This window comes from Haloarcula marismortui ATCC 43049, from assembly GCF_000011085.1.
In the GTDB taxonomy this organism is placed as follows: Archaea; Halobacteriota; Halobacteria; order Halobacteriales; family Haloarculaceae; genus Haloarcula; species Haloarcula marismortui.
This window is the reverse complement of record NC_006396.1, coordinates 554,128-571,445: the sequence shown is the minus strand read 5'-3', so window position 1 is coordinate 571,445 and position 17,318 is coordinate 554,128. Positions and strand designations below refer to the sequence as shown.

The following is a 17,318-nucleotide window of genomic DNA, read 5'->3' as shown; positions in this document are numbered from 1 at the left end:
TACGCTACGGTGCCTCCCAGCTGGCAAGCTGAATAGATTTGCCGCTGTCCGGCGACTTCCAGTTCAGCGTAACTGCCGCATCCGAGAGGTCAGACGCCTTCGAAAACGTCACACGTGACCCGGCCGTGATTTTTGAACCCGCCGCCGGCGCGCCACTGAGACTTGTGAAATCGTGCTGTCCGTTGGCGGTTGAAGCACCGCTAACGGTGATATACAGATTTCCAGCCTGAATCGAGTCACCACTCCGGTGTTCGATTGTCAGGCTATCAGGACTCCCAGACTCATAATCGAAGGTAAACGCCGCCTGTGGCGCGTTTTGGCCGAGACTCCCAGAGCCAAAATCTAAGAAGAACGTCGCTGCTGTGGCCGCCAGCAGCACCGTTATTGCAACCATTAGTATAACTCCCACAACTGGTGAGACTGCACTATCGTCGGATTTGAATCTGCGTGCTAGCATGATTGACCCCCACTTGGGCGACGGTCGACACGCTGTCGCCGTCTCGGTGACCCCCCGGTCGACCGACCCCAGTGTGACTTCATTTTGATATCATGTTGTTAGATAATAAAACTTGTTGTTCAAAACTATAGTTTACGAATTAATCAACCACTATCCAGATTGCCGTCAAAAACGATAGTTCCGCCGCTGACAACAGGACCAGTATATCAGAATCAGCCGAAAACGCAACGAGCCACCGACTCAGTACTTCGGCTCTGCGCCGGTGACCTCGTAGATATCGTCCATAATCGAATCACGTTCACGTTGCCAGGCCTCGAAGCCGCTACGGTCGCTGGGGTAGGATTCGTAATGCTCCAGCAGCCGGTCGGCGGCCTTTTTCGTCTGGTAGAGGTCCCGGATAGTCCCGAGGTGGCCGATGCTCTTGACGGCCATCTTGAGTTTGAGTCCGAGCCCGATACTGGTCGAACCGCCGTACAGCGCTTCGGCGAGCTTTTCGCCGGGCAGCGCGGCCAGCAGCGCCATCAGGTCGTCGACGTCGTAAGCGGTGGTGAAGATGTTGTATACGTCAAGCGCCGCATACCGGGCGCCGAAGTGGTCCATCACGCGCTCGTTGTACTCCCAGAGGGCGGCTTCGTCGTCTGTCCGTCCGGCTTCGATAGCCTCGATAGCCTGCTCAGCGGCGTAGGTCCCAGCGTAGGCCGCCCCAGCAATACCGCCGCCGGTCGTCGGGTTGACGTGTCCGGCAGCATCGCCAACGGCCATGAATCCGGGCGCAACAGCGGAATCGTACGGCCGGCGCGTCGGCAGTGCAGCGCCGAGTTTATCCTGTACCTCTGCGCCCTCGAACTCGCTTCGGCCCTGAAGGTCGCGTTTGAGGTCGTCGACCAGTTCCATCGGCTCCTCGTTCATCTGGAAGCCGAGGCCGGCGTTGATTTCCGTGTCCGTGCGCGGGAAGTACCAGAGGTAGCCGGCGGAGCGCTCGGTCGGCTTGAACACGAGCGCGTCGTCCCATTCTACCGGTTCGTCGACTTCGATTATCTCGCGGTATGCCGAGCAAAACTGCGAGTACTGGACGTTTGTATCGAAGGTCGCGGCTTCGAGGTCGGTCTTGTCCTGCAGAATCGACAGCGCGCCGGCCCCATCGATGACCATGTCACCCTCGTATGTGACAGGGTCGCCTTTCCGCATGGCTTTCACGCCGGTCACACGGCCACTATCGTCCTGTAACACGTCCTGAACCACCGTATCGTAGTGGAACTCCACACCGCTGTCGTTTGCGCCTTCGATGAGACAGCGACCGTACTCCCAGCGGTCGATGACGGCGAGTTCGCCCGGGACAGGGATTTCGAGAACGGTGTCCTCCTGTGGGATCTCGAACCGGCCGTGGTCGACATCCGTGTTGGTAAACGCCGGTTCGAGCTGGGACTTCGGGATCGCATCGGGGAAGTCGCTGGCTCCTTTTAGTGCGTCCCCGCAGGCGATGTGGCCGGCCTCGGTTTCGTCTTTGCGCTCTACGATGACGACGTCGTAGCCCGCATCTGCGACGGTCGCAGCGGCGTAACAGCCGGATGTCCCGGCCCCGACGACGACAACGTCCAAGGACACGGTCCGTGCCGTCGCCGACGCACCGTCGGCGTTGCCGTCCTGGTGTGTGGTCATGCACTCTCGTCCTGCCCGGAGAGAGAAAATTATTCCGCTACGGGTTTCAGACGGACTGCTAGAACAATCTTTCGAGATGAACGGCCGACTGCGGGTGCTCGGTACAGCATTGACCGATAGCAGTCCGTTTCGCTCCGGGGCGGCGGTGATAAAGAGTTTTGCTGGGGGGTATCAAAAGGCCGAATATGACCGAGCATACGGTGACATTTGTGGGGACGGGCGAGGAGATCACCGTCTCTGAGAAGGAGACGATTCTCTCGCGGTGTATCGAGGAGGGTATCGCACAGGAGTACTCCTGCCGTGTGGGGATGTGCTTGGCCTGTTCGGCGGAAATCGTTGAGGGGTCGGTCACCCAGCCTGCTGCCCGTGGACTGACCGACCGGGAACGGGAGAACTACGCACTGACCTGCATGGCGCGCCCACAGTCGGACCTGAAACTTGACCGTGGAAAGTACCCGCCCAGTATTGAAGGGGATGTCAGTCCAGAGGACGGCGACCCCACACCTGCGGACGACTAGTAGGAACTGGATACCACTAACATATGGCTTGCTAGATGGTCTGTAAATACCTTTAACATACGCCTCAGATCTGGCCTGATATAGAGCGGTCAAACCGCGAATGAAGGACAGGTCATATAAGCAAGTGGCTCCTATAGAGTGATGACTACAGCGTCAGCGGACGGCCTTCGACGACTGATACACGCTTCCCCAACCATGACCAGCCGCGTATACAGACTTCACTCGACACTTGAACTGCCACTGGAAGACGCATACGATTTCTTCGAGGATCCGGACCTTCCACCTGAAATCGCTGACATCGACATCACCCGTCGAAATAATACGCTAATCGTCAGCGCCGTCGCCAAAGACGACTCCATGAGCAAGTACACCCCGACGGCCCAGCTCAAGGCGAGCGTCACGGAGAACCGGGTGTACGAGGAGGACCCCGACGAGATGGGGCCGCCCGGGGCCGCGAGCACCGGAAGCGCCGGCGGTGGCCCCCAGTGGGGCGCACTCGAGGAGGAAGAAGAAGAGATCGAGTCCGAGCTCGTCGAGTACGCCTGCTTCAAGGGCGACCGCGAGACCGTGCTCCAGAATACTGCACTCCAGTACGCGATGTTCGAGGTCCTGTGTGAGGTCGCGAAAGTCGCTGAAAAGGGCACGCTGACGGCGATTGCCGCGGTTGACGAGGAACTAACGGCTGTTCGGATTGTCGATGGGGAGGAACGACCTGCCGCGATCAACGTTGCAGAGGAACCTCGCGACGGCGAGGAAGAAGAGGGCGTCAACTGGCGCGACAACGAGTTCATCTCGTAACGCGGTCTGTCACAGCGTCCAGTCACGGATTCAATTTTCTCGAGCCGCAGCTCAACACTGTGTAGCCGACAATCCAAGCCGCTATGCTGGTGTAATGCCTGAGAGGTCGGTATCTGTAAACCGTGACGCAACTTCGATGGTGAGGTTTGCTTCGATGTAGGCCGCAATCACGATGAGCACGGCAGCCGTCGCAAGCAGCCATCCGGCTTCCCGGATATCCTGTCCAGTGACTAGCTCGTTCGTGCGGCCGCGGATGTACTGGATTGTGTGCCACCCGAACCGGAGCCCGACGGCGGCGACAATAAGCAGTGCAGGGATCTCGATGAAGCCGTGCGGGACAATAAGCGCGGCAACGACGACGGGTGAGACCTGCTTGAGTGCGATGCCGACGACGACGCCGATGAGCAGGCCGTTCAAGACGAGCGAGAGCACCGTCATCGAACCGAGCGAGATAGCACCGAGTGCCATCACGAGCAGTGCGCCGAGGTTGTTAATTGTTAGCGAAAGCGTCGTCAGCTCTGCCGGCATAAAGGGAGTATCGCCGGTCGTTCCGGGGTTCTGGAGCCATTCAGCGGGGATCTGGCTGCCGAGTCCGTAGCCGAGCAGGACACTGACTACCAGTATCAACGCGGCCACGGGGACATAGTGCAACAGCCAGCGGTGAAAGAGACGGGCTGGGAGGCTTGGGCGGTCGTCCATACCATACCTTTCGGACCGGCACCAAAAAACCCGAGTGACCTACCGGGTGTCCGCAATTTTATTTGCCACCGTCTCACACACCTGTCTATCATCCAAAAAGTACTTGGCATTCGTAATTATATCTCATTACACTATGTCCGAATCAGCAGAGTTCCCGGACTATCTGGACGTTGATTACACTGACGGGGAAGGCGAAGACCCCGCTGAGTACCCAACTGTCAACCACAAGATCGAGAAGGCTATCGAGGTCACGAAGACTGGCCTCGAAGAATACGAGAACCCTGTCGTGATGTGGACCGGCGGCAAGGACTCGACGCTGACGCTGTACTTCGTCAAGGAAGTCGCCGAGCGCTTTGACCTCGAAGTACCGCCGGTTGTCTTCATCGACCACTACCAGCACTTCGACGAACTCATCGACTTTGTCGAACACTGGGCCGACGAGTGGGACCTCGATGTCATCTGGGCTCGCAACGAAGACGTGGGGAACTATGTCGACGAGAACGGTCTCGAACCGGGCGACGACATCCCCGTCGACGAACTCTCCGAGCACAACCAGCACCACATTCGGAACATCCTCGAATACGAGGAGGACACGTTTCCGTTCCTGCTCGACACCTACGTCGGCAACCACCTCCTGAAGACGGTGGCGCTCAACGACACTATCGAGGAGCACGACGTCGACGGCATCCTCTCCGGCATCCGCTGGGACGAGCAGGAGTCCCGTGCCGACGAGACGTTCTTCTCGCCGCGTCACGACCCGGACATCTACCCGCCGCACGACCGCATCCAGTCGATTCTCCAGTTCGCGGAAGCCGACGTGTGGGAAGCCTTCTGGAACTTCGTCGTCCCGGACACAGTCGAGGGCTACCCGGACGAGGGCTACGTCCCGCAGGGGCAGGACGACCTGCCTGAGGGTATCGAGAAGGAAGATGTGCCGGTCTCGCCGAAGTACTTCGCCGGGTTCCGCTCGCTCGGGAGCGAGGTCAGCACTGACAAGTCCGCCGAGGAGCCCGCCTGGCTGCAAGACATGGAGAACACGACCGAGCGCGCCGGCCGCGCCCAGGACAAGGAAGACCTGATGGAGCGCCTGCGCGACCTCGGCTACATGTAAGCGGACGCGGAACGACGCCGGTTCCGTGTCGGTGTTTTTCTTATTGACCCAGTAGCAACGTTCGCCACGACAGACAGTAAGCACGCTGCCGAATCTGCCTGTCGACCGGGACGAGCGGTCTTCAGTAGCTGTCCCCCGGAACTCAGAACCGTCTAACGATGTTCCGTATTATCGATCTAACACTTCGACAGGAGTCGATGGAGCCTGCGCCGCCAGCAATCTCAGGGCCAGTGCGCTTGAACGCACAAAGTGGCCACGCCTGTCGGTACGGACGCAGCAACGGCTACAGGCGTCGACCGCCACCAGTTAGGGACCCTTGTTCATCCGTACTGAACGATGTAATTATCCGTCCCACAAACTGGTAGAACGCAGTCTAAGCCTCGGTACTCCGTATAAATCGGTCCAAAAAGTGCTATAGACAATTGTCGAGAAAATGTTTAGGTAATGTCGAACACTACCAGTAGGTGAATGAGTTCAGACCAGTACAACTGTCCGAACTGCGGGGCAGAATTGAGCTACCAGACGACGAAGCACAACGGCTGTTCGAACTGCGGTTTCGTTCCACCACACAGTGCTGAGTAACGCGGATTGGGCTGAGTTAGCGGACGCGCTGTTCTGTCGTCGGTAGTTGGCGTGTTCTACGAGTAGCGTGCCGTATTTTGGTCCGACATCTATTTTTCTCGGCTCGCTGTAGCATTGCCTGTGACGGACCGCACAGACCGGGGCGTTCTCGCGGGTGTTATCTTCGCCGTGTTACTGGCGCAGGTCTTGCTGTATCCGGGAGTCGACAGGCTTGTCCAGTCGCTTGGTGCGACGACAGACCTGAACGCGAGTATGTGGTTTCTCGCCGCTGAGTTCGGGGCGTTCGTCGTCTTTGCTGGTGTGTGGGGCGTACTCAGCGACGCCACCGGGCGGCGTACACCGTACATTGCCGGCGGGGCAGGCGCAGGTGCAGTGCTGTACGCCCTCATCGCGTGGCTCCCTGGAGCGGTTTCGCTCTCCTTTGTTGGCGTGCTGGCCTTGCGAGTTCTTCAGGGTGGGGCCACTATCGCCGCGTTCTCGCTGGCAATGACGATGCTGATGGACCTCGGCGGCGGCCACGGCAAGAACATGGGTGCGGCAGGCATCGCTATCGGCAGTGGGACGGCGCTTGGAGCGCCACTCGGCGGCCAACTCTACGAAATCCAGACGACGCTCCCGCTGTATGTGGCGAGTACATTGTCGCTTGTCGTCGCAGTGGCCGCGCTGCTCGTGACCGACCGCGCACCGTCGGACGGGCGGTCAGGCCTGGCCGCGACCGTGTCCGGGCTCAAACAGCGACCGACGCTCGGCGTGCCGTACGCTTTCGGGTTTATCGACCGGCTCACTGCGGGCTTTTTCGCGCTTGTCGGCACGCTGTATTTCAGGGAGACGTTCGAACTGGGCCCCGGCGAAACCGGAGTCATGCTGGCGCTGTTTTTTGCTCCGTTTGCCCTGCTGCAGTATCCCTTCGGCGTGCTCTCTGACCGCATCGGTCGAACCGCTCCTATCGTTGTCGGGTCGGTGCTGTACGGACTCACTGTTGTCGGCGTCGGGCAAGCGCCGACGGTGGCCATCGCCGGTGCAGGGATGGTACTAACCGGCGTTATCGGGGCACTGATGGCCCCTGCGACGATGGCGCTCGTTTCGGACCTCGCCGTCGAGACGGAGCGTGGGACCGCTATGGCCGGCTTCAACATTTTCGGTAGCGTCGGCTTCCTCGCCGGCATCCTCGTCGGCGGCACTGTCGCCGGAGCCTTCGGCTACCCCGTTGCGTTCCTCGTCGCCGGCGGGACGGAGGTCGTCCTCGCAGTGCTGGCGCTGCCCGGACTGCTACGACTGGAGAAGCCGACCGAGGACGCCGTCGGCGGCTGACTACGACGCCTCGCGAACCTCGTCCAGCGCCGTGGGGTTCTCGATGCTGGACATATCGCCAAGGTCCTCGCCGCGGTAGACGCCAGCAATTGCTCGGCGGATGATCTTGCCGCTCTGGGTCTTGGGGAACTCATCGACGAACAGCACTTCGCGGGGCCGGAACGGCTTGCCAAGTTCCTCGCCGACAGCGGCGCGGATATCGTCCCGGAGGTCGTCATTGGATTCGTAGCCGGGTTCCAGCACGGCGTAGAGGACGACGGCAGTGCCGGTGGTGTCGTCCGGCACACCGACAGCGGCGGCCTGATTGACGGCGTCGTGCTCCATTGCTGCGCCCTCGACCTCCGCCGGCCCGACCTTCCGCCCGGCGACGTTGAGCACGTCATCGGCCCGGCCATGGAGGAACCAGAGCCCGTCCTCGTCTTTCTGGGCCCAGTCGCCGTGGTCCCAGACATCGTCCCAAGTCGACCAGTACTCGTGCAGGTAGCGGTCGTCACCCGACCAGAGCGACCGGGTCATCGAGGGACAGGAGTCCCTGGCGACCAGATAGCCGCGCTCGTGTGTGTCGGCGATTGATTCGCCGTCGGAATCGACGATATCGATGTCCATTCCAAGCCCTGGACCGCCAAGTGTGCAGGGTTTGAGCGACTGAGTCGGCATCGGCATCAGGAAACAACCCATGATCTCGGTTCCGCCGGAGATGTTAATGATAGGACAGTCCTCGTCCCCGACGTGCTCGTAGAACCACTGCCAGCTCTCGGGGTCCCAGGGTTCGCCGGTCGAGCCCAGCAGCCGTAGACTGGAGAGGTCATGCCCCTCCAGCCACTCGTCACCTTTCTTCCGGAGCGCCCGAATTGCGGTCGGCGAGACGCCGAACGTGGTGATGTCGTGCCGGTCGATCATCTCCCAGAAGCGGTCCGGCTCCGGGTGGTCCGGCGCGCCCTCGTACATGAAGACGGTCCCGCCGAAGGCGTGGTTACCGAGCAGCGTCCACGGGCCCATCATCCAGCCGATGTCGCTCACCCAGAAGAACCGATCCGACGGCTTGTGGTCGAAGCCGAAGTAGATCTCTTTGGCTGCCTGCATGAGCGCGCCGGCGTGCGTGTGGACGATGCCCTTCGGTTTCCCGGTCGTCCCTGAGGAGTACAGCAGCATCGACTCTTGATTGCTCGGGAGTTCCTTGGCCGCGTACTCATCGTCAGCTGTCGCTATCGCTTCGTCCCACCACTCGTCGCGGCGGGTCCAGCGGATGGTCTCGTCGGGGTCGTCCGCGATACCGAGGCGGTCATAGACGACAGTGTGTTCGACCGGTGTCGTCCCGAGTTCCTCGCCGGCCTGCTTGATGGCCTCGTCGGCGCTTTCCTTGAGGTGGACACCGGAGCCCCGTCGATAGAAGCCGTCACCAGTGAACAGGACGGAGCACTCGGCATCGGCGATGCGGGTCGCCGTCGCGTCAACGCCGAACCCGGAGAAGATCGGCACGGCGATCGCGCCGACCTTGAGACAGCCGTACAGTATCGACGCGACTTCGGGGACCATCGGCATGTACAGGCCGACGGTGTCGCCGGTGCCGACGCCGACGGATTCCAGATAGTTCGCTACCTTGCTGGCCTGTCGATTCAGTTCGTGGTACGTAATCTCCCGCACGTCGCCGGGCTCGCCCTCCCAGATGAGCGCGACTGTGTTTCGGGTCGGACTGTCCCGTGCTGCGTGGCGGTCCAGGACGTTGTGGGCAGCGTTGATTGTCCCACCGGCGTACCAGTCGGTGAACTGCGGCCCCTCACTGTTGTCCCGGACCTGATCGTATGCGTCGAAGAATTCGATGTCGAGGTACTCCGGGAGCAGGTCCCAGAACCACTCGACGCCCGAGTCGGGTTCCTCGGGCAGGTCTGTGGTCGTTCGCTCGATGAGTTCGTCGTAGTTGTCGATGTCGTATTCCTGCATGAACTCCCAGACGTTCGTCGATTCGACGAACGAATGGCTCGGTTCGTGGACGATAGAGTCTACGTGGTCTTGTTCGCTCATTGCGTCAGTATTCCGTAGTGTTTGTCTGTCTGGTATAAACCCGTACCGCCGCCCGGGACGCCAGACGCGTGGACCGGCCGGGGAACTTGGTTCCGGGCACCTCGTGGGTGTCGGAGAGACAGTGCATATCCGCACACCACCGTCTCACTCGTACGTTTTTGTCATGCCGCCGTCGAACAGCAGGTCCCCGCCGTTGAGATGGTTGGCGTGCCTCGAGAAGCCGAACACGAAGAGGTTCGCCACGTCGATAGGGTCCATCATCTCCTTGATCCGGGCCTGGCCCAGCATCACGTCATCAATGACCTCGTCGACGCTGATGCCCCGTTGCTCGGCGGTGTCGGGAATCTGGTCGACGACCAGCGGCGTCTTGACGTAGCCCGTGCTAATGGAGAACCCACGGAGGCCGTCACCGCCCTCGGCGGCGATAGACTGTGTCAGCCCCCGAAGACCGAACTTCGAGACGTTGTAGGCCACCTTATCGGAGGTGACGTAGTGGCCGTGGACCGACGCCATGTTCCCGATGGCACCCACGCCGTCGTCGGTGCCGCGGATGTGCGGGATGACGCGCTTCGACAGCGCGAGTGGGGCGCGAAGCATTACGTCGTGCATCTGGTCGTACTTCTCCATCGGGAAGTCTTCGATGGCGTCGATGTGCTGGAGACCGGCGATGTTGGCGAGGTAGCGCACGGTGCCGTGAGAAGCCGCGGTCTCGACGATAGCTTCGATGTCCGCGTCGTTCGCAAGATCGCCGGCCACGGTCTCGACGGCCCCATCAAGGTCGAGGTCCGCCGCCGTGTCCGCGACCTCTGCGAGGCCGTCCGCGTCGATGTCTGTGGCAACGGCGGTCACCCCGTTAGCGGCCATCGCAAGCGCCGTCGCCCGGCCGATGCCCGACCCACCACCGGTCACCAGACAGACGGTGTCGCTCGTGTAGTGGTCGTCGTCGGCGAACAGGATCGAAGACTCGTCGATGGGCTCGACTTCGAGCCGTTCGTGAGAAGTGCTGGATGCCATTCAGTCACACGTTCTCCAGACATCTCCGAATAGGGGCGGGTTGACATGTATACCCGACTGACTGCTGTGGTGCTGTCGCAGCACGGCGCGAGAACGCTGTTCCGCTGCCTCACCGGCGACGTGGTTTACGTGTAAACCTCCCGTTATTCGGGGGTTACGTCGGAAGAATCAGTCATCCCTGTGAGCGTGGCACATACCGCGTGACCAGACAGCCCGGGCTTGTCCGGGGCGTATTGGGACACACCTATGCAACAAACGACAACGGACCATGACACTGGTGGCATCGGCAGGCGACAACTGCTCTCCGCCGTCGGCGGCTCGGCCGTCGCCGCAGCGCTCGCTGGCTGCTCGACGCTGCTGAGCGACGGTGAAACAGCGGATCAGGGCGAGCAGTCCGGCGGTGAGATTTCCGACGAACCGATACAGGCCGGGTTGTTGACGTTCACACGTGGCGCACCGGGCGTACTCGGGATTCAGGCCCAGCGCGGGGCCGAACTCGCCGTCCAGCGCATCAACGAAGCCGGCGGCATCGGTGGACAACGCGAAATCGAACTGGACGTCGTCAACGAGGGGTCGAACCCGCTCGACAGCTACAACCAGTTCATCGAGGAGGGGAAAGAGGTCACCTTCGGCCCGATTTCCAGTGGCACACACAGCCAGATCGCCCCTGAGATCGAGAAGAACGGAATCATCAACGTCAGCACTGACGGGACGGTAACGACGCTCTACGAGGAGACCGTCCCCGACCCGACCTACTCCTTCCGCTTCCAGAACTACGACATCATGGAGGTGGTGACGATGGCCCGGGAAGCTGTTGAACGCATCGGCGCTGACAACATCTCGACTGTCGCCGGGGTCAACCCCGGCTACTCCTTCGGCGAGGACGAGATGCGAGTGTTCACGCAGGCCATCCAGAGACTCACTGACGCCGAAATCGTCTACGAGGGGTTCCCGGAACTCGGGGCCAGCGACATGGCGAATCACATCACCTCGATCAACAACGAGGAGCCGGACGTGACCTTCTCCAGTCTGTGGGGCGGCGACGTGACGACGTTCGTCCGACAGGCGAACGCCAACAACATGTTCGAGAACACGACGGTGTTCGGCACGACGCTGTACAGCGCGGCCGGCGATGTGCCGGGCGACGCGCTGGCTGGGACGGATATCTACTCCGGGTCACGGAACTACTACTGGGGGAAGCCGGCGTTGGGCAACTGGCAACCCGGCCGGGAGCTGTTCGACGCCGCGACACAGCAAGAGGGCGTGACGGTCCCGACGGCGCACTACATGAGCGGGTACGGGGCGGTCACCGCCTGGGCAACGGCCGTCGAGAAGGCCATCGACCTGCTGGGCACCTATCCGACTCAGGAGCAGATCGCGCAGGTGCTGGAGGGCCACGGCTTCTTCACGCCGGCCGGCTACCACAACATCGCCGAGGACCATCAGGGCGCGTCGAACTCCTTCGCCGGCCAGATGGTGTATGATGACGACCTCGGGGCGGCCAGGCTTGAAGACGTGAACACATACGCAGCCACCGAGACAGCGCCGCCACCCGGTGTCACCGGGAGCGACTGGCTGGATAGCTGGAGCGCCTGATACCGAGCCATGGCCGTAACACCCACAGCCGCGCTCGTCCAGACGCTCAACGGCATTCAGTTCGGGTTTATCCTGTTCATGATCGCCTCAGGACTCACCGTCATCCTGGGGATTCTGGATGTCCTGAACCTCGCCCACGGGGAACTGTTCTCGCTGGGCGCGTACACCGCCATCGGCGTGTTCGGGTTTATTATCGGCATCATCGGCCCGCCGGGGGGCGGCGTCGTCGGCACCGCCGTGTTCATACTCGCGGTTCTCGCGGCCGTGCTGGTGACGGCAGCCATCCTCCTTCCCGTGGGAACCCTCTTCGAAGCGGTGTTCCTGCGCCAGATTTACGACCGCGACCAGGTGTACCAGCTGGTGCTGACCTTCGCCCTCTTGCTCATCCTCCTCGACGTGAAGAAGTTCATCTGGGGGGACAGTTCGATCCGGACTGACGCCGTCTACAGCGCCATCAACGCGATTCCGACGAGCGAACTCGTCGGACTGAACTACCCGACTTACAACGTGTTCGTCATCCTCGTCGGCTCGGCCGTCGTCGCGGGCCTGTTCTGGTTCTTCGAGCGCACGAAGACCGGGCGCATCATCAGAGCGACGGCTATCGACCGTGAGATGGCGACCGCGATTGGCGTCAGCACCGACCGCGTGTTCACGCTCGTGTTCGCGTTGGGGGCGTTCCTCGCCGGCTTTGCCGGCGCGATGGCCGTCCCGCCGACATCGGCGACGCTGGAGATGGGCACCAATCCGCTGGTGTTGTCCTTTGTCGTCATCGTCATCGGCGGCCTCGGCAGCCTTCGCGGGGCGTTCGTCGGCGCACTTCTGGTCGGCGTCATCCGAAGCTGGATGATTACGCTGTACCCGCCGGGCGAGATTGCGGCCCCGTTCGCCATCATGGCACTCATCCTGCTGGTCAAACCCGAAGGGCTGTTCGGGACGTGGGGTGAGACGGCGTGATGCCGGAGCGCGTCGACCGCGACGGGACGCCGGCGTATCGCGTCCTCGGGGTCGAGGTGACCCGCCGAGAAGCGGTCTTCCTCGTCCTTGGAGTCGTGTTCCTGTTCGTCATTCCAGATATCGCAAGCCTCTCCGACAGCCTCCAGCTCAGCGTCATCCACCAGGGCCTGCTGTTCGGCTTCGCGGCGGTCGGGCTGAATCTCTTGCTTCGGCACACGAAGCTAACCTCGTTCGGCCACGCGGCCTTCTTCGGCACCGGCGCGTACGCGACCGCGGTCCTCGCACGCTATGCCGGCGTCCAGAGCGTCGGCTTGCTGTTGCTCGGAGCCATCGCCGCCGCGACGGTGATGGCGGCCATCATCGGAGTGCTGTCGCTGCGACATACGGGGCTGTACTTCGCGCTCCTGACGCTGGCCTTCGGCCAACTCCTGTACGCCATCGCGCTGGGCCAGAGCGCACTCGGCGGGAGCGACGGGCTCCCGGTCCGGCCGGGGCCGGCGAACCAGCCGCTCCTGTTCGGGACCGCGTTCAGCCCCGACGTGTACCAGATTCTGACGTACTACCTGACAGTGGTCGTCATCCTCATCGGCCTGTTCGTGATGTACCGCATCACGCAGTCGCCGTTCCGAAACGCCCTCGACGCCATCGGGCAGGAACGGACCCGGGCGCGGTTCATCGGCCTGCCGGTCCGCCGCTACGTCTGGGCCGCGTTCGTCATCTCGGGCATCTACGGCGGCGTCGCGGGCGGGCTGTTCGCCGTCGTCCGCCAGTACGTCCGTCCGGAGGGGACGCTGTTTTTCCTCCGGTCGGGCGACATCCTGTTCATGGCGATACTGGGCGGGTTCCGGACGCTGGTCGGCCCGCTCATCGGCGGTGTCGTCCTCGTCTTCCTGCAGGACGTGGGGCAAGACGTGACCCAGTACTACGAGTTCCTGACCGGTGTGGTGCTCCTGATACTCGTGTATGGCTTCCCGCGGGGCATCGTCGGGTCGCTCCGGTCCGGCGGCATCGTCAATGCACGGCTCAGTGAACTGCGTCGTGAGCCGTCCGTCCTGTCGGCGTGGGGCCGGAGCGCCGCGCAGTCGATTGAACGGAAGGTGACAGAGGCGCTGACTAGCCTGCGGATAATCCTCTTTGGAGTCGACTGAGATGCTCGAAGCACGCAATCTGCAGAAGTCCTTCGGTGAACTGGTCGCAACTGACGACATTACGCTCGAGTTCGGCAAAGAGGAGGGTGAACTCGTCTTCATCGTCGGTCCGAACGGGGCCGGGAAGACGACGTTCATCAACCTCCTCACCGGTTTTCTCTCGCCGGACGAGGGGTCCATCGTCCTCGACGGCGACGAGATTACCGGCATGTCGGCAAACGGTCGTGTCGACGCCGGCATCGCCCGGAGCTTTCAGGTCGTCAAGGTATTCGAGGAGATGACGGTCCGTGAGAATCTCCGGACGGTGGTGCTGACCGAACAGGGCAAGACCTGGAGCCTGTTTTCGATGGCCGACGGCCACGAAGAGGTGGAGGCGCAGGTCAACGAGCTGTTGGAGAAGTTCCGGCTCGGAGACGCGGCTGACACCGTCGCCGAGGAACTGCCCCACGGTGACCGGAAACTGCTCGACGTGGCGATGTCGTTCGGTCTCGACCCGGACTATCTCCTGCTCGACGAGCCGACCTCGGGCGTGTCGACCCGCGAAAAGGAGTACGTCATCGAAACGATTGTCGAGGTCGGCCGGGCGGAGGGCGTGACGACAGTGACCATCGAGCACGATATGGACATCGTCACGGAGTACGCCGACCGCGTCGTCGCCCTTCATCAGGGGGCTGTCCACGGGGTCGGCCCGCCGACGATGCTCGAAACCGACGACGAACTCCGGCGACTCCTCCTGGGGGTGGGCGAGGATGAGTAGCGAACCACTGCTGTCCGTTCGCGGGCTCAACGCCGCTGTCGAGGGGTTTCAGGTTACCGAGGACATCGACCTTGACGTGAACGCCGGGGAGGCGGTCGGCCTCGTTGGCCGCAACGGGGCCGGCAAGACGAGTACCTTCCGGGGAATCATGGGTTTGACACCGGTCTGGAGCGGCTCAGTCAGGTTCCGCGGCGAGGAGCTGACCAGCATTCGCTCGGAGCTGATTCCCAAGCGGGGCATCGGTTACCAGCCCGAAGACCGGAAGCTGTTCACCGGGATGACCGTCGACGAGAACTTCCGCCTCCCGATCTGGACCAGCGGGAAAGCCCGCGGTATCGACGACGAGGACGCGGTCATCGAGAGCGTCTACGACGTGCTCACCGAACTCGATGAGCGCCGGGATGCGAAAGTCCAGAACCTCAGCGGCGGCCAGGCGAAGATGGTCGCTATCGGTCGGGCGCTCGCGCTTCAGCCCGACCTGCTCATCCTCGATGAACCGCTGGAGGGATTAGCTCCGGTCGTCGTTGAGAACCTCAAGCGCCACATCCGGGCCATCAACGAACGCGGCATTGCGGTGCTCATCGCTGAGTCCAACGTCACACACGTGCCTGAGGTCGTTGACCGTCTCTACGTCATTGAGCGTGGGGATATCGTCGCCAGCGGTGACCCGGAAGAGCTGGCGGCCGACGAGGACATCCAGAAACTGATGCAGGGTAGCGGAGCGGAGTAGCAGCACACAGCCCCAACCGCTGCTCTCACTCGGTCACGTCGTTCATCGCCGTCGTGACGCGGTCGAGTATCTTCCGCTGACTGCGCCGGAGGTTCTTCGAGATAGCCATCTTGGACACGTCGAACTCTTCGGCAAGTGATGACAGGGTCGCGTCCCGCGGCGTGTCGAAGTAGCCGCCTTCGACGGCCTTCTCCAGCGTGTTTCGCTCTACTTCCGAGAGTTCCCGACAGCCATCGACCAGCCGCTTCGCCGAGTCGATGTTCTGTAGCAGGTCGTAGTAGTCCTCCAGATCGACCGATTCGCGGGACCTGATAGTGTAGTCATTGTCGCGCTCTAGTTCAGACAGGGTCCCTTCCGCGACGCGTTCGGTGTCGAAGCCAACGTGCCAGATTTCCGACCCGTCACGGATGCGGAACGGGCCGGTGATGTAGCCACTGTGGTCGCGGATGACGCTCATCGCGTTCGTCTCATCGATGCGCGAGCGGATGAGCGCCAGGTCGCCCTTCCGGCGGAGAAGCTGATAGGACTCCATGTGGTCGTGCGTCTCCAGTGCGTTCAGCCCGCGGTCCAGCTCTTCCCGGTCCGCGCCGTTGACCATGATCCGCGTCTCCAGCTCCCGCTCGACAGGGTGGAAATCCCACTGCTTGGCCAGAAACGACACCTCGTAGTCCCGTGTCGTGTCGATGTACGGACAGTCGTACTGGACCATGTCCATCTCGAGCGATATCATGAACAATCAATCATGTTGAACTGTCTTAGTGATTGCCTCTCCGCTAGATCGTCTCCAGTCTCAATCACGCCGCAAACCCTTTTGACTGCGGCAGTCAAGTTTAGAGCATGTACGTCCGGGATGCGAAAAACCGCGAGGAAGTCTGGTTGCTCGACCGTATCGAAGAGATGGGGCTGGACGAGACGGCTTTTAGATCCCGGGACTACGTCGTCGCTATCGACGAGGAGAGCCACGAGAAGGCCGGCTTCGGCCGCATCCGTATTCACAAGGGCGGCGACGAGCCAGTCTGTGAACTGACCAGCATCGGCGTCCTGCCCGAATGGCGCAATCAGGGCGTCGGCGCACACGTCATCGAACGGCTGGTCGAGTACGCGGGCGACGAGGGGTTTGACACCGTCTACTCACTGACGAACGCCTCAGAATTTCTCGCGCAGTTCGGCTTCGAGCGCATCGAGCCGGCACAACTCCCCGACGCGCTCCGGGACCGGCTCGCGACCAAACAGGAGAACATCCAGCCGGACGCGGTGCCACTCCGGGTGGCCGTTGACCGCTTCGAGGTGCCCGGCCACCTCCGCAAGCAGTTCAAGCAGGCCAGTGCCGGCGAGTCCGAGGAACCTGAGCCAGAGGAGGGTCCCGAGGACTTCGGCATCGACCCCGACGAAGCGACCTACAAGTACGACACGGGCGACTGATAATCTGCTGACGGCGGACCGATTATCTGACGTCGACGACTTCGATATCGAACACGAGCGTCTTGCCGGCCAACTCGTGGTTGAAATCCACCTCGACGGCGTCGTCTCGGACAGCAGTTACGTCCCCATGAAGCCCGTTTTCGGCCTCAACATGGGTTCCGACTTCCGGCTCTTTTCCCACCATACCTTCGAACGTTTCGGGGTCGTACTCGCGGACGCGGTCGGTCTGAAACTCACCGTAGGCTTTCGCCGGGGGTACCGTGATAGTGGCCTCCTCGCCCGCGACCATGCCGACGAGCGCCTCGTCAATTCCCTCAATGATTTCTCCTGCACCGACAGTGAAAGAAAGCGGTGCATACTCGCTCACATCGACGCCCTGTGCCTCGATGAGTCCGTGCTCCCTGGCGACTTCGGGACGTGACGTATCGAAGATGGTCCCGTCCTCGAAGCGGCCGACGTACTCGATGGTAACGCCGTCACCCGGTTCGATTGGCATACGCCCTCGGTAGATGGCGAAGATATAAACCCACCTCGGAACAG

17 protein-coding genes are annotated in these 17,318 nt (G+C 61.8%); 10 read left to right on the top strand and 7 right to left on the bottom strand.

Annotated elements, in window-relative coordinates; all coding sequences use genetic code 11:
* Positions 1-4 precede the first annotated feature (4 nt).
* Positions 5-457 carry a type IV pilin gene (locus RR_RS06905; protein ID WP_011223159.1) on the bottom strand — a complete coding sequence of 151 codons (453 nt, stop codon included), beginning with the start codon at positions 455-457 and terminating at the stop codon, positions 5-7.
* Between the two features lie 240 nt (positions 458-697).
* Positions 698-2,116, bottom strand: a complete 1,419-nt coding sequence (locus RR_RS06900) for a geranylgeranyl reductase family protein (protein ID WP_011223158.1) — start codon at positions 2,114-2,116, stop codon at positions 698-700.
* A 185-nt stretch (positions 2,117-2,301) separates the two neighbouring features.
* On the opposite strand from RR_RS06900, the gene RR_RS06895 reads away from it, so the two are divergent.
* Together RR_RS06895 and RR_RS06890 are read left to right on the top strand one after the other, a co-directional pair.
* Positions 2,302-2,634, top strand: coding sequence for a 2Fe-2S iron-sulfur cluster-binding protein (locus RR_RS06895; RefSeq protein ID WP_004516873.1), 333 nt, complete (start codon positions 2,302-2,304; stop codon positions 2,632-2,634).
* 195 nt (positions 2,635-2,829) lie between these two features.
* On the top strand, positions 2,830-3,432 hold the full coding sequence (locus tag RR_RS06890) for a DUF7110 family protein (RefSeq protein WP_004961939.1): 603 nt from the start codon (positions 2,830-2,832) through the stop codon (positions 3,430-3,432).
* A gap of 81 nt (positions 3,433-3,513) precedes the next feature.
* Here RR_RS06890 and RR_RS06885 read toward each other — a convergent pair whose 3' ends face one another.
* Positions 3,514-4,131 (bottom strand): stage II sporulation protein M, encoded by a 618-nt coding sequence (locus RR_RS06885; protein WP_011223156.1) that lies wholly within the window; start codon positions 4,129-4,131, stop codon positions 3,514-3,516.
* 133 nt (positions 4,132-4,264) lie between these two features.
* On the opposite strand from RR_RS06885, the gene RR_RS06880 reads away from it, so the two are divergent.
* Both RR_RS06880 and RR_RS06875 read left to right on the top strand, forming a co-directional pair.
* Positions 4,265-5,242 (top strand): phosphoadenosine phosphosulfate reductase family protein, encoded by a 978-nt coding sequence (locus tag RR_RS06880; protein WP_004961944.1) that lies wholly within the window; start codon positions 4,265-4,267, stop codon positions 5,240-5,242.
* A 702-nt stretch (positions 5,243-5,944) separates the two neighbouring features.
* Positions 5,945-7,135: an MFS transporter gene (locus RR_RS06875; protein ID WP_049938807.1), complete on the top strand. Its 1,191-nt coding sequence runs from the start codon at positions 5,945-5,947 to the stop codon at positions 7,133-7,135.
* Here the strand turns inward: RR_RS06875 and RR_RS06870 are convergent, their stop codons facing one another.
* Both RR_RS06870 and RR_RS06865 read right to left on the bottom strand, forming a co-directional pair.
* Entirely contained in the window at positions 7,136-9,157 is a 2,022-nt protein-coding gene (locus RR_RS06870) for an AMP-binding protein (RefSeq protein ID WP_011223154.1), read from the bottom strand.
* A gap of 144 nt (positions 9,158-9,301) precedes the next feature.
* Positions 9,302-10,171, bottom strand: coding sequence for an SDR family oxidoreductase (locus RR_RS06865; RefSeq protein ID WP_011223153.1), 870 nt, complete (start codon positions 10,169-10,171; stop codon positions 9,302-9,304).
* 246 nt (positions 10,172-10,417) lie between these two features.
* On the opposite strand from RR_RS06865, the gene RR_RS06860 reads away from it, so the two are divergent.
* Genes RR_RS06860 through RR_RS06840 form a run of 5 tightly spaced genes read left to right on the top strand, consistent with a single transcriptional unit; the run spans position 10,418 to position 15,356 of the window.
* Positions 10,418-11,767: an ABC transporter substrate-binding protein gene (locus RR_RS06860; protein ID WP_011223152.1), complete on the top strand. Its 1,350-nt coding sequence runs from the start codon at positions 10,418-10,420 to the stop codon at positions 11,765-11,767.
* A 9-nt stretch (positions 11,768-11,776) separates the two neighbouring features.
* Positions 11,777-12,721, top strand: a complete 945-nt coding sequence (locus RR_RS06855) for a branched-chain amino acid ABC transporter permease (RefSeq protein WP_004961965.1) — start codon at positions 11,777-11,779, stop codon at positions 12,719-12,721.
* A complete protein-coding gene (locus tag RR_RS06850; RefSeq protein ID WP_011223151.1) occupies positions 12,721-13,869 on the top strand; it encodes a branched-chain amino acid ABC transporter permease in 1,149 nt (382 codons plus the stop codon). Before RR_RS06855 ends, RR_RS06850 begins: the two co-directional genes overlap by 1 nt.
* A 1-nt stretch (position 13,870) precedes the next feature.
* A complete protein-coding gene (locus tag RR_RS06845; protein WP_007190496.1) occupies positions 13,871-14,626 on the top strand; it encodes an ABC transporter ATP-binding protein in 756 nt (251 codons plus the stop codon).
* Complete coding sequence (locus RR_RS06840; protein WP_011223150.1) at positions 14,619-15,356, top strand: branched-chain amino acid ABC transporter ATP-binding protein; 738 nt, start codon at positions 14,619-14,621, stop codon at positions 15,354-15,356. The genes RR_RS06845 and RR_RS06840 overlap by 8 nt, the downstream gene beginning before the upstream one ends.
* A 25-nt stretch (positions 15,357-15,381) precedes the next feature.
* Here the strand turns inward: RR_RS06840 and RR_RS06835 are convergent, their stop codons facing one another.
* Positions 15,382-16,086, bottom strand: coding sequence for a helix-turn-helix domain-containing protein (locus tag RR_RS06835; RefSeq protein WP_007190498.1), 705 nt, complete (start codon positions 16,084-16,086; stop codon positions 15,382-15,384).
* A 107-nt stretch (positions 16,087-16,193) separates the two neighbouring features.
* Here RR_RS06835 and RR_RS06830 point away from each other — a divergent pair, with 107 nt between their 5' ends.
* Positions 16,194-16,778, top strand: coding sequence for a GNAT family N-acetyltransferase (locus RR_RS06830; RefSeq protein WP_004961978.1), 585 nt, complete (start codon positions 16,194-16,196; stop codon positions 16,776-16,778).
* A gap of 22 nt (positions 16,779-16,800) precedes the next feature.
* On the opposite strand, the gene RR_RS06825 is transcribed toward RR_RS06830, so the two are convergent.
* Positions 16,801-17,274, bottom strand: coding sequence for an FKBP-type peptidyl-prolyl cis-trans isomerase (locus RR_RS06825; protein WP_049938805.1), 474 nt, complete (start codon positions 17,272-17,274; stop codon positions 16,801-16,803).
* Positions 17,275-17,318 lie beyond the last annotated feature (44 nt).

What these genes read in the sequence shown, in the direction of transcription:
- RR_RS06905 (WP_011223159.1), bottom strand. Translation starts at nt 457, where the DNA reads ATGCTAGCACGCAGATTCAAATCCGACGATAGTGCAGTCTCACCAGTT.
- RR_RS06900 (WP_011223158.1), bottom strand. Translation starts at nt 2,116, where the DNA reads ATGACCACACACCAGGACGGCAACGCCGACGGTGCGTCGGCGACGGCA.
- RR_RS06895 (WP_004516873.1), top strand. Translation starts at nt 2,302, where the DNA reads ATGACCGAGCATACGGTGACATTTGTGGGGACGGGCGAGGAGATCACC.
- RR_RS06890 (WP_004961939.1), top strand. Translation starts at nt 2,830, where the DNA reads ATGACCAGCCGCGTATACAGACTTCACTCGACACTTGAACTGCCACTG.
- RR_RS06885 (WP_011223156.1), bottom strand. Translation starts at nt 4,131, where the DNA reads ATGGACGACCGCCCAAGCCTCCCAGCCCGTCTCTTTCACCGCTGGCTG.
- RR_RS06880 (WP_004961944.1), top strand. Translation starts at nt 4,265, where the DNA reads ATGTCCGAATCAGCAGAGTTCCCGGACTATCTGGACGTTGATTACACT.
- RR_RS06870 (WP_011223154.1), bottom strand. Translation starts at nt 9,157, where the DNA reads ATGAGCGAACAAGACCACGTAGACTCTATCGTCCACGAACCGAGCCAT.
- RR_RS06865 (WP_011223153.1), bottom strand. Translation starts at nt 10,171, where the DNA reads ATGGCATCCAGCACTTCTCACGAACGGCTCGAAGTCGAGCCCATCGAC.
- RR_RS06860 (WP_011223152.1), top strand. Translation starts at nt 10,418, where the DNA reads ATGCAACAAACGACAACGGACCATGACACTGGTGGCATCGGCAGGCGA.
- RR_RS06855 (WP_004961965.1), top strand. Translation starts at nt 11,777, where the DNA reads ATGGCCGTAACACCCACAGCCGCGCTCGTCCAGACGCTCAACGGCATT.
- RR_RS06850 (WP_011223151.1), top strand. Translation starts at nt 12,721, where the DNA reads ATGCCGGAGCGCGTCGACCGCGACGGGACGCCGGCGTATCGCGTCCTC.
- RR_RS06845 (WP_007190496.1), top strand. Translation starts at nt 13,871, where the DNA reads ATGCTCGAAGCACGCAATCTGCAGAAGTCCTTCGGTGAACTGGTCGCA.
- RR_RS06840 (WP_011223150.1), top strand. Translation starts at nt 14,619, where the DNA reads ATGAGTAGCGAACCACTGCTGTCCGTTCGCGGGCTCAACGCCGCTGTC.
- RR_RS06835 (WP_007190498.1), bottom strand. Translation starts at nt 16,086, where the DNA reads ATGATATCGCTCGAGATGGACATGGTCCAGTACGACTGTCCGTACATC.
- RR_RS06830 (WP_004961978.1), top strand. Translation starts at nt 16,194, where the DNA reads ATGTACGTCCGGGATGCGAAAAACCGCGAGGAAGTCTGGTTGCTCGAC.
- RR_RS06825 (WP_049938805.1), bottom strand. Translation starts at nt 17,274, where the DNA reads ATGCCAATCGAACCGGGTGACGGCGTTACCATCGAGTACGTCGGCCGC.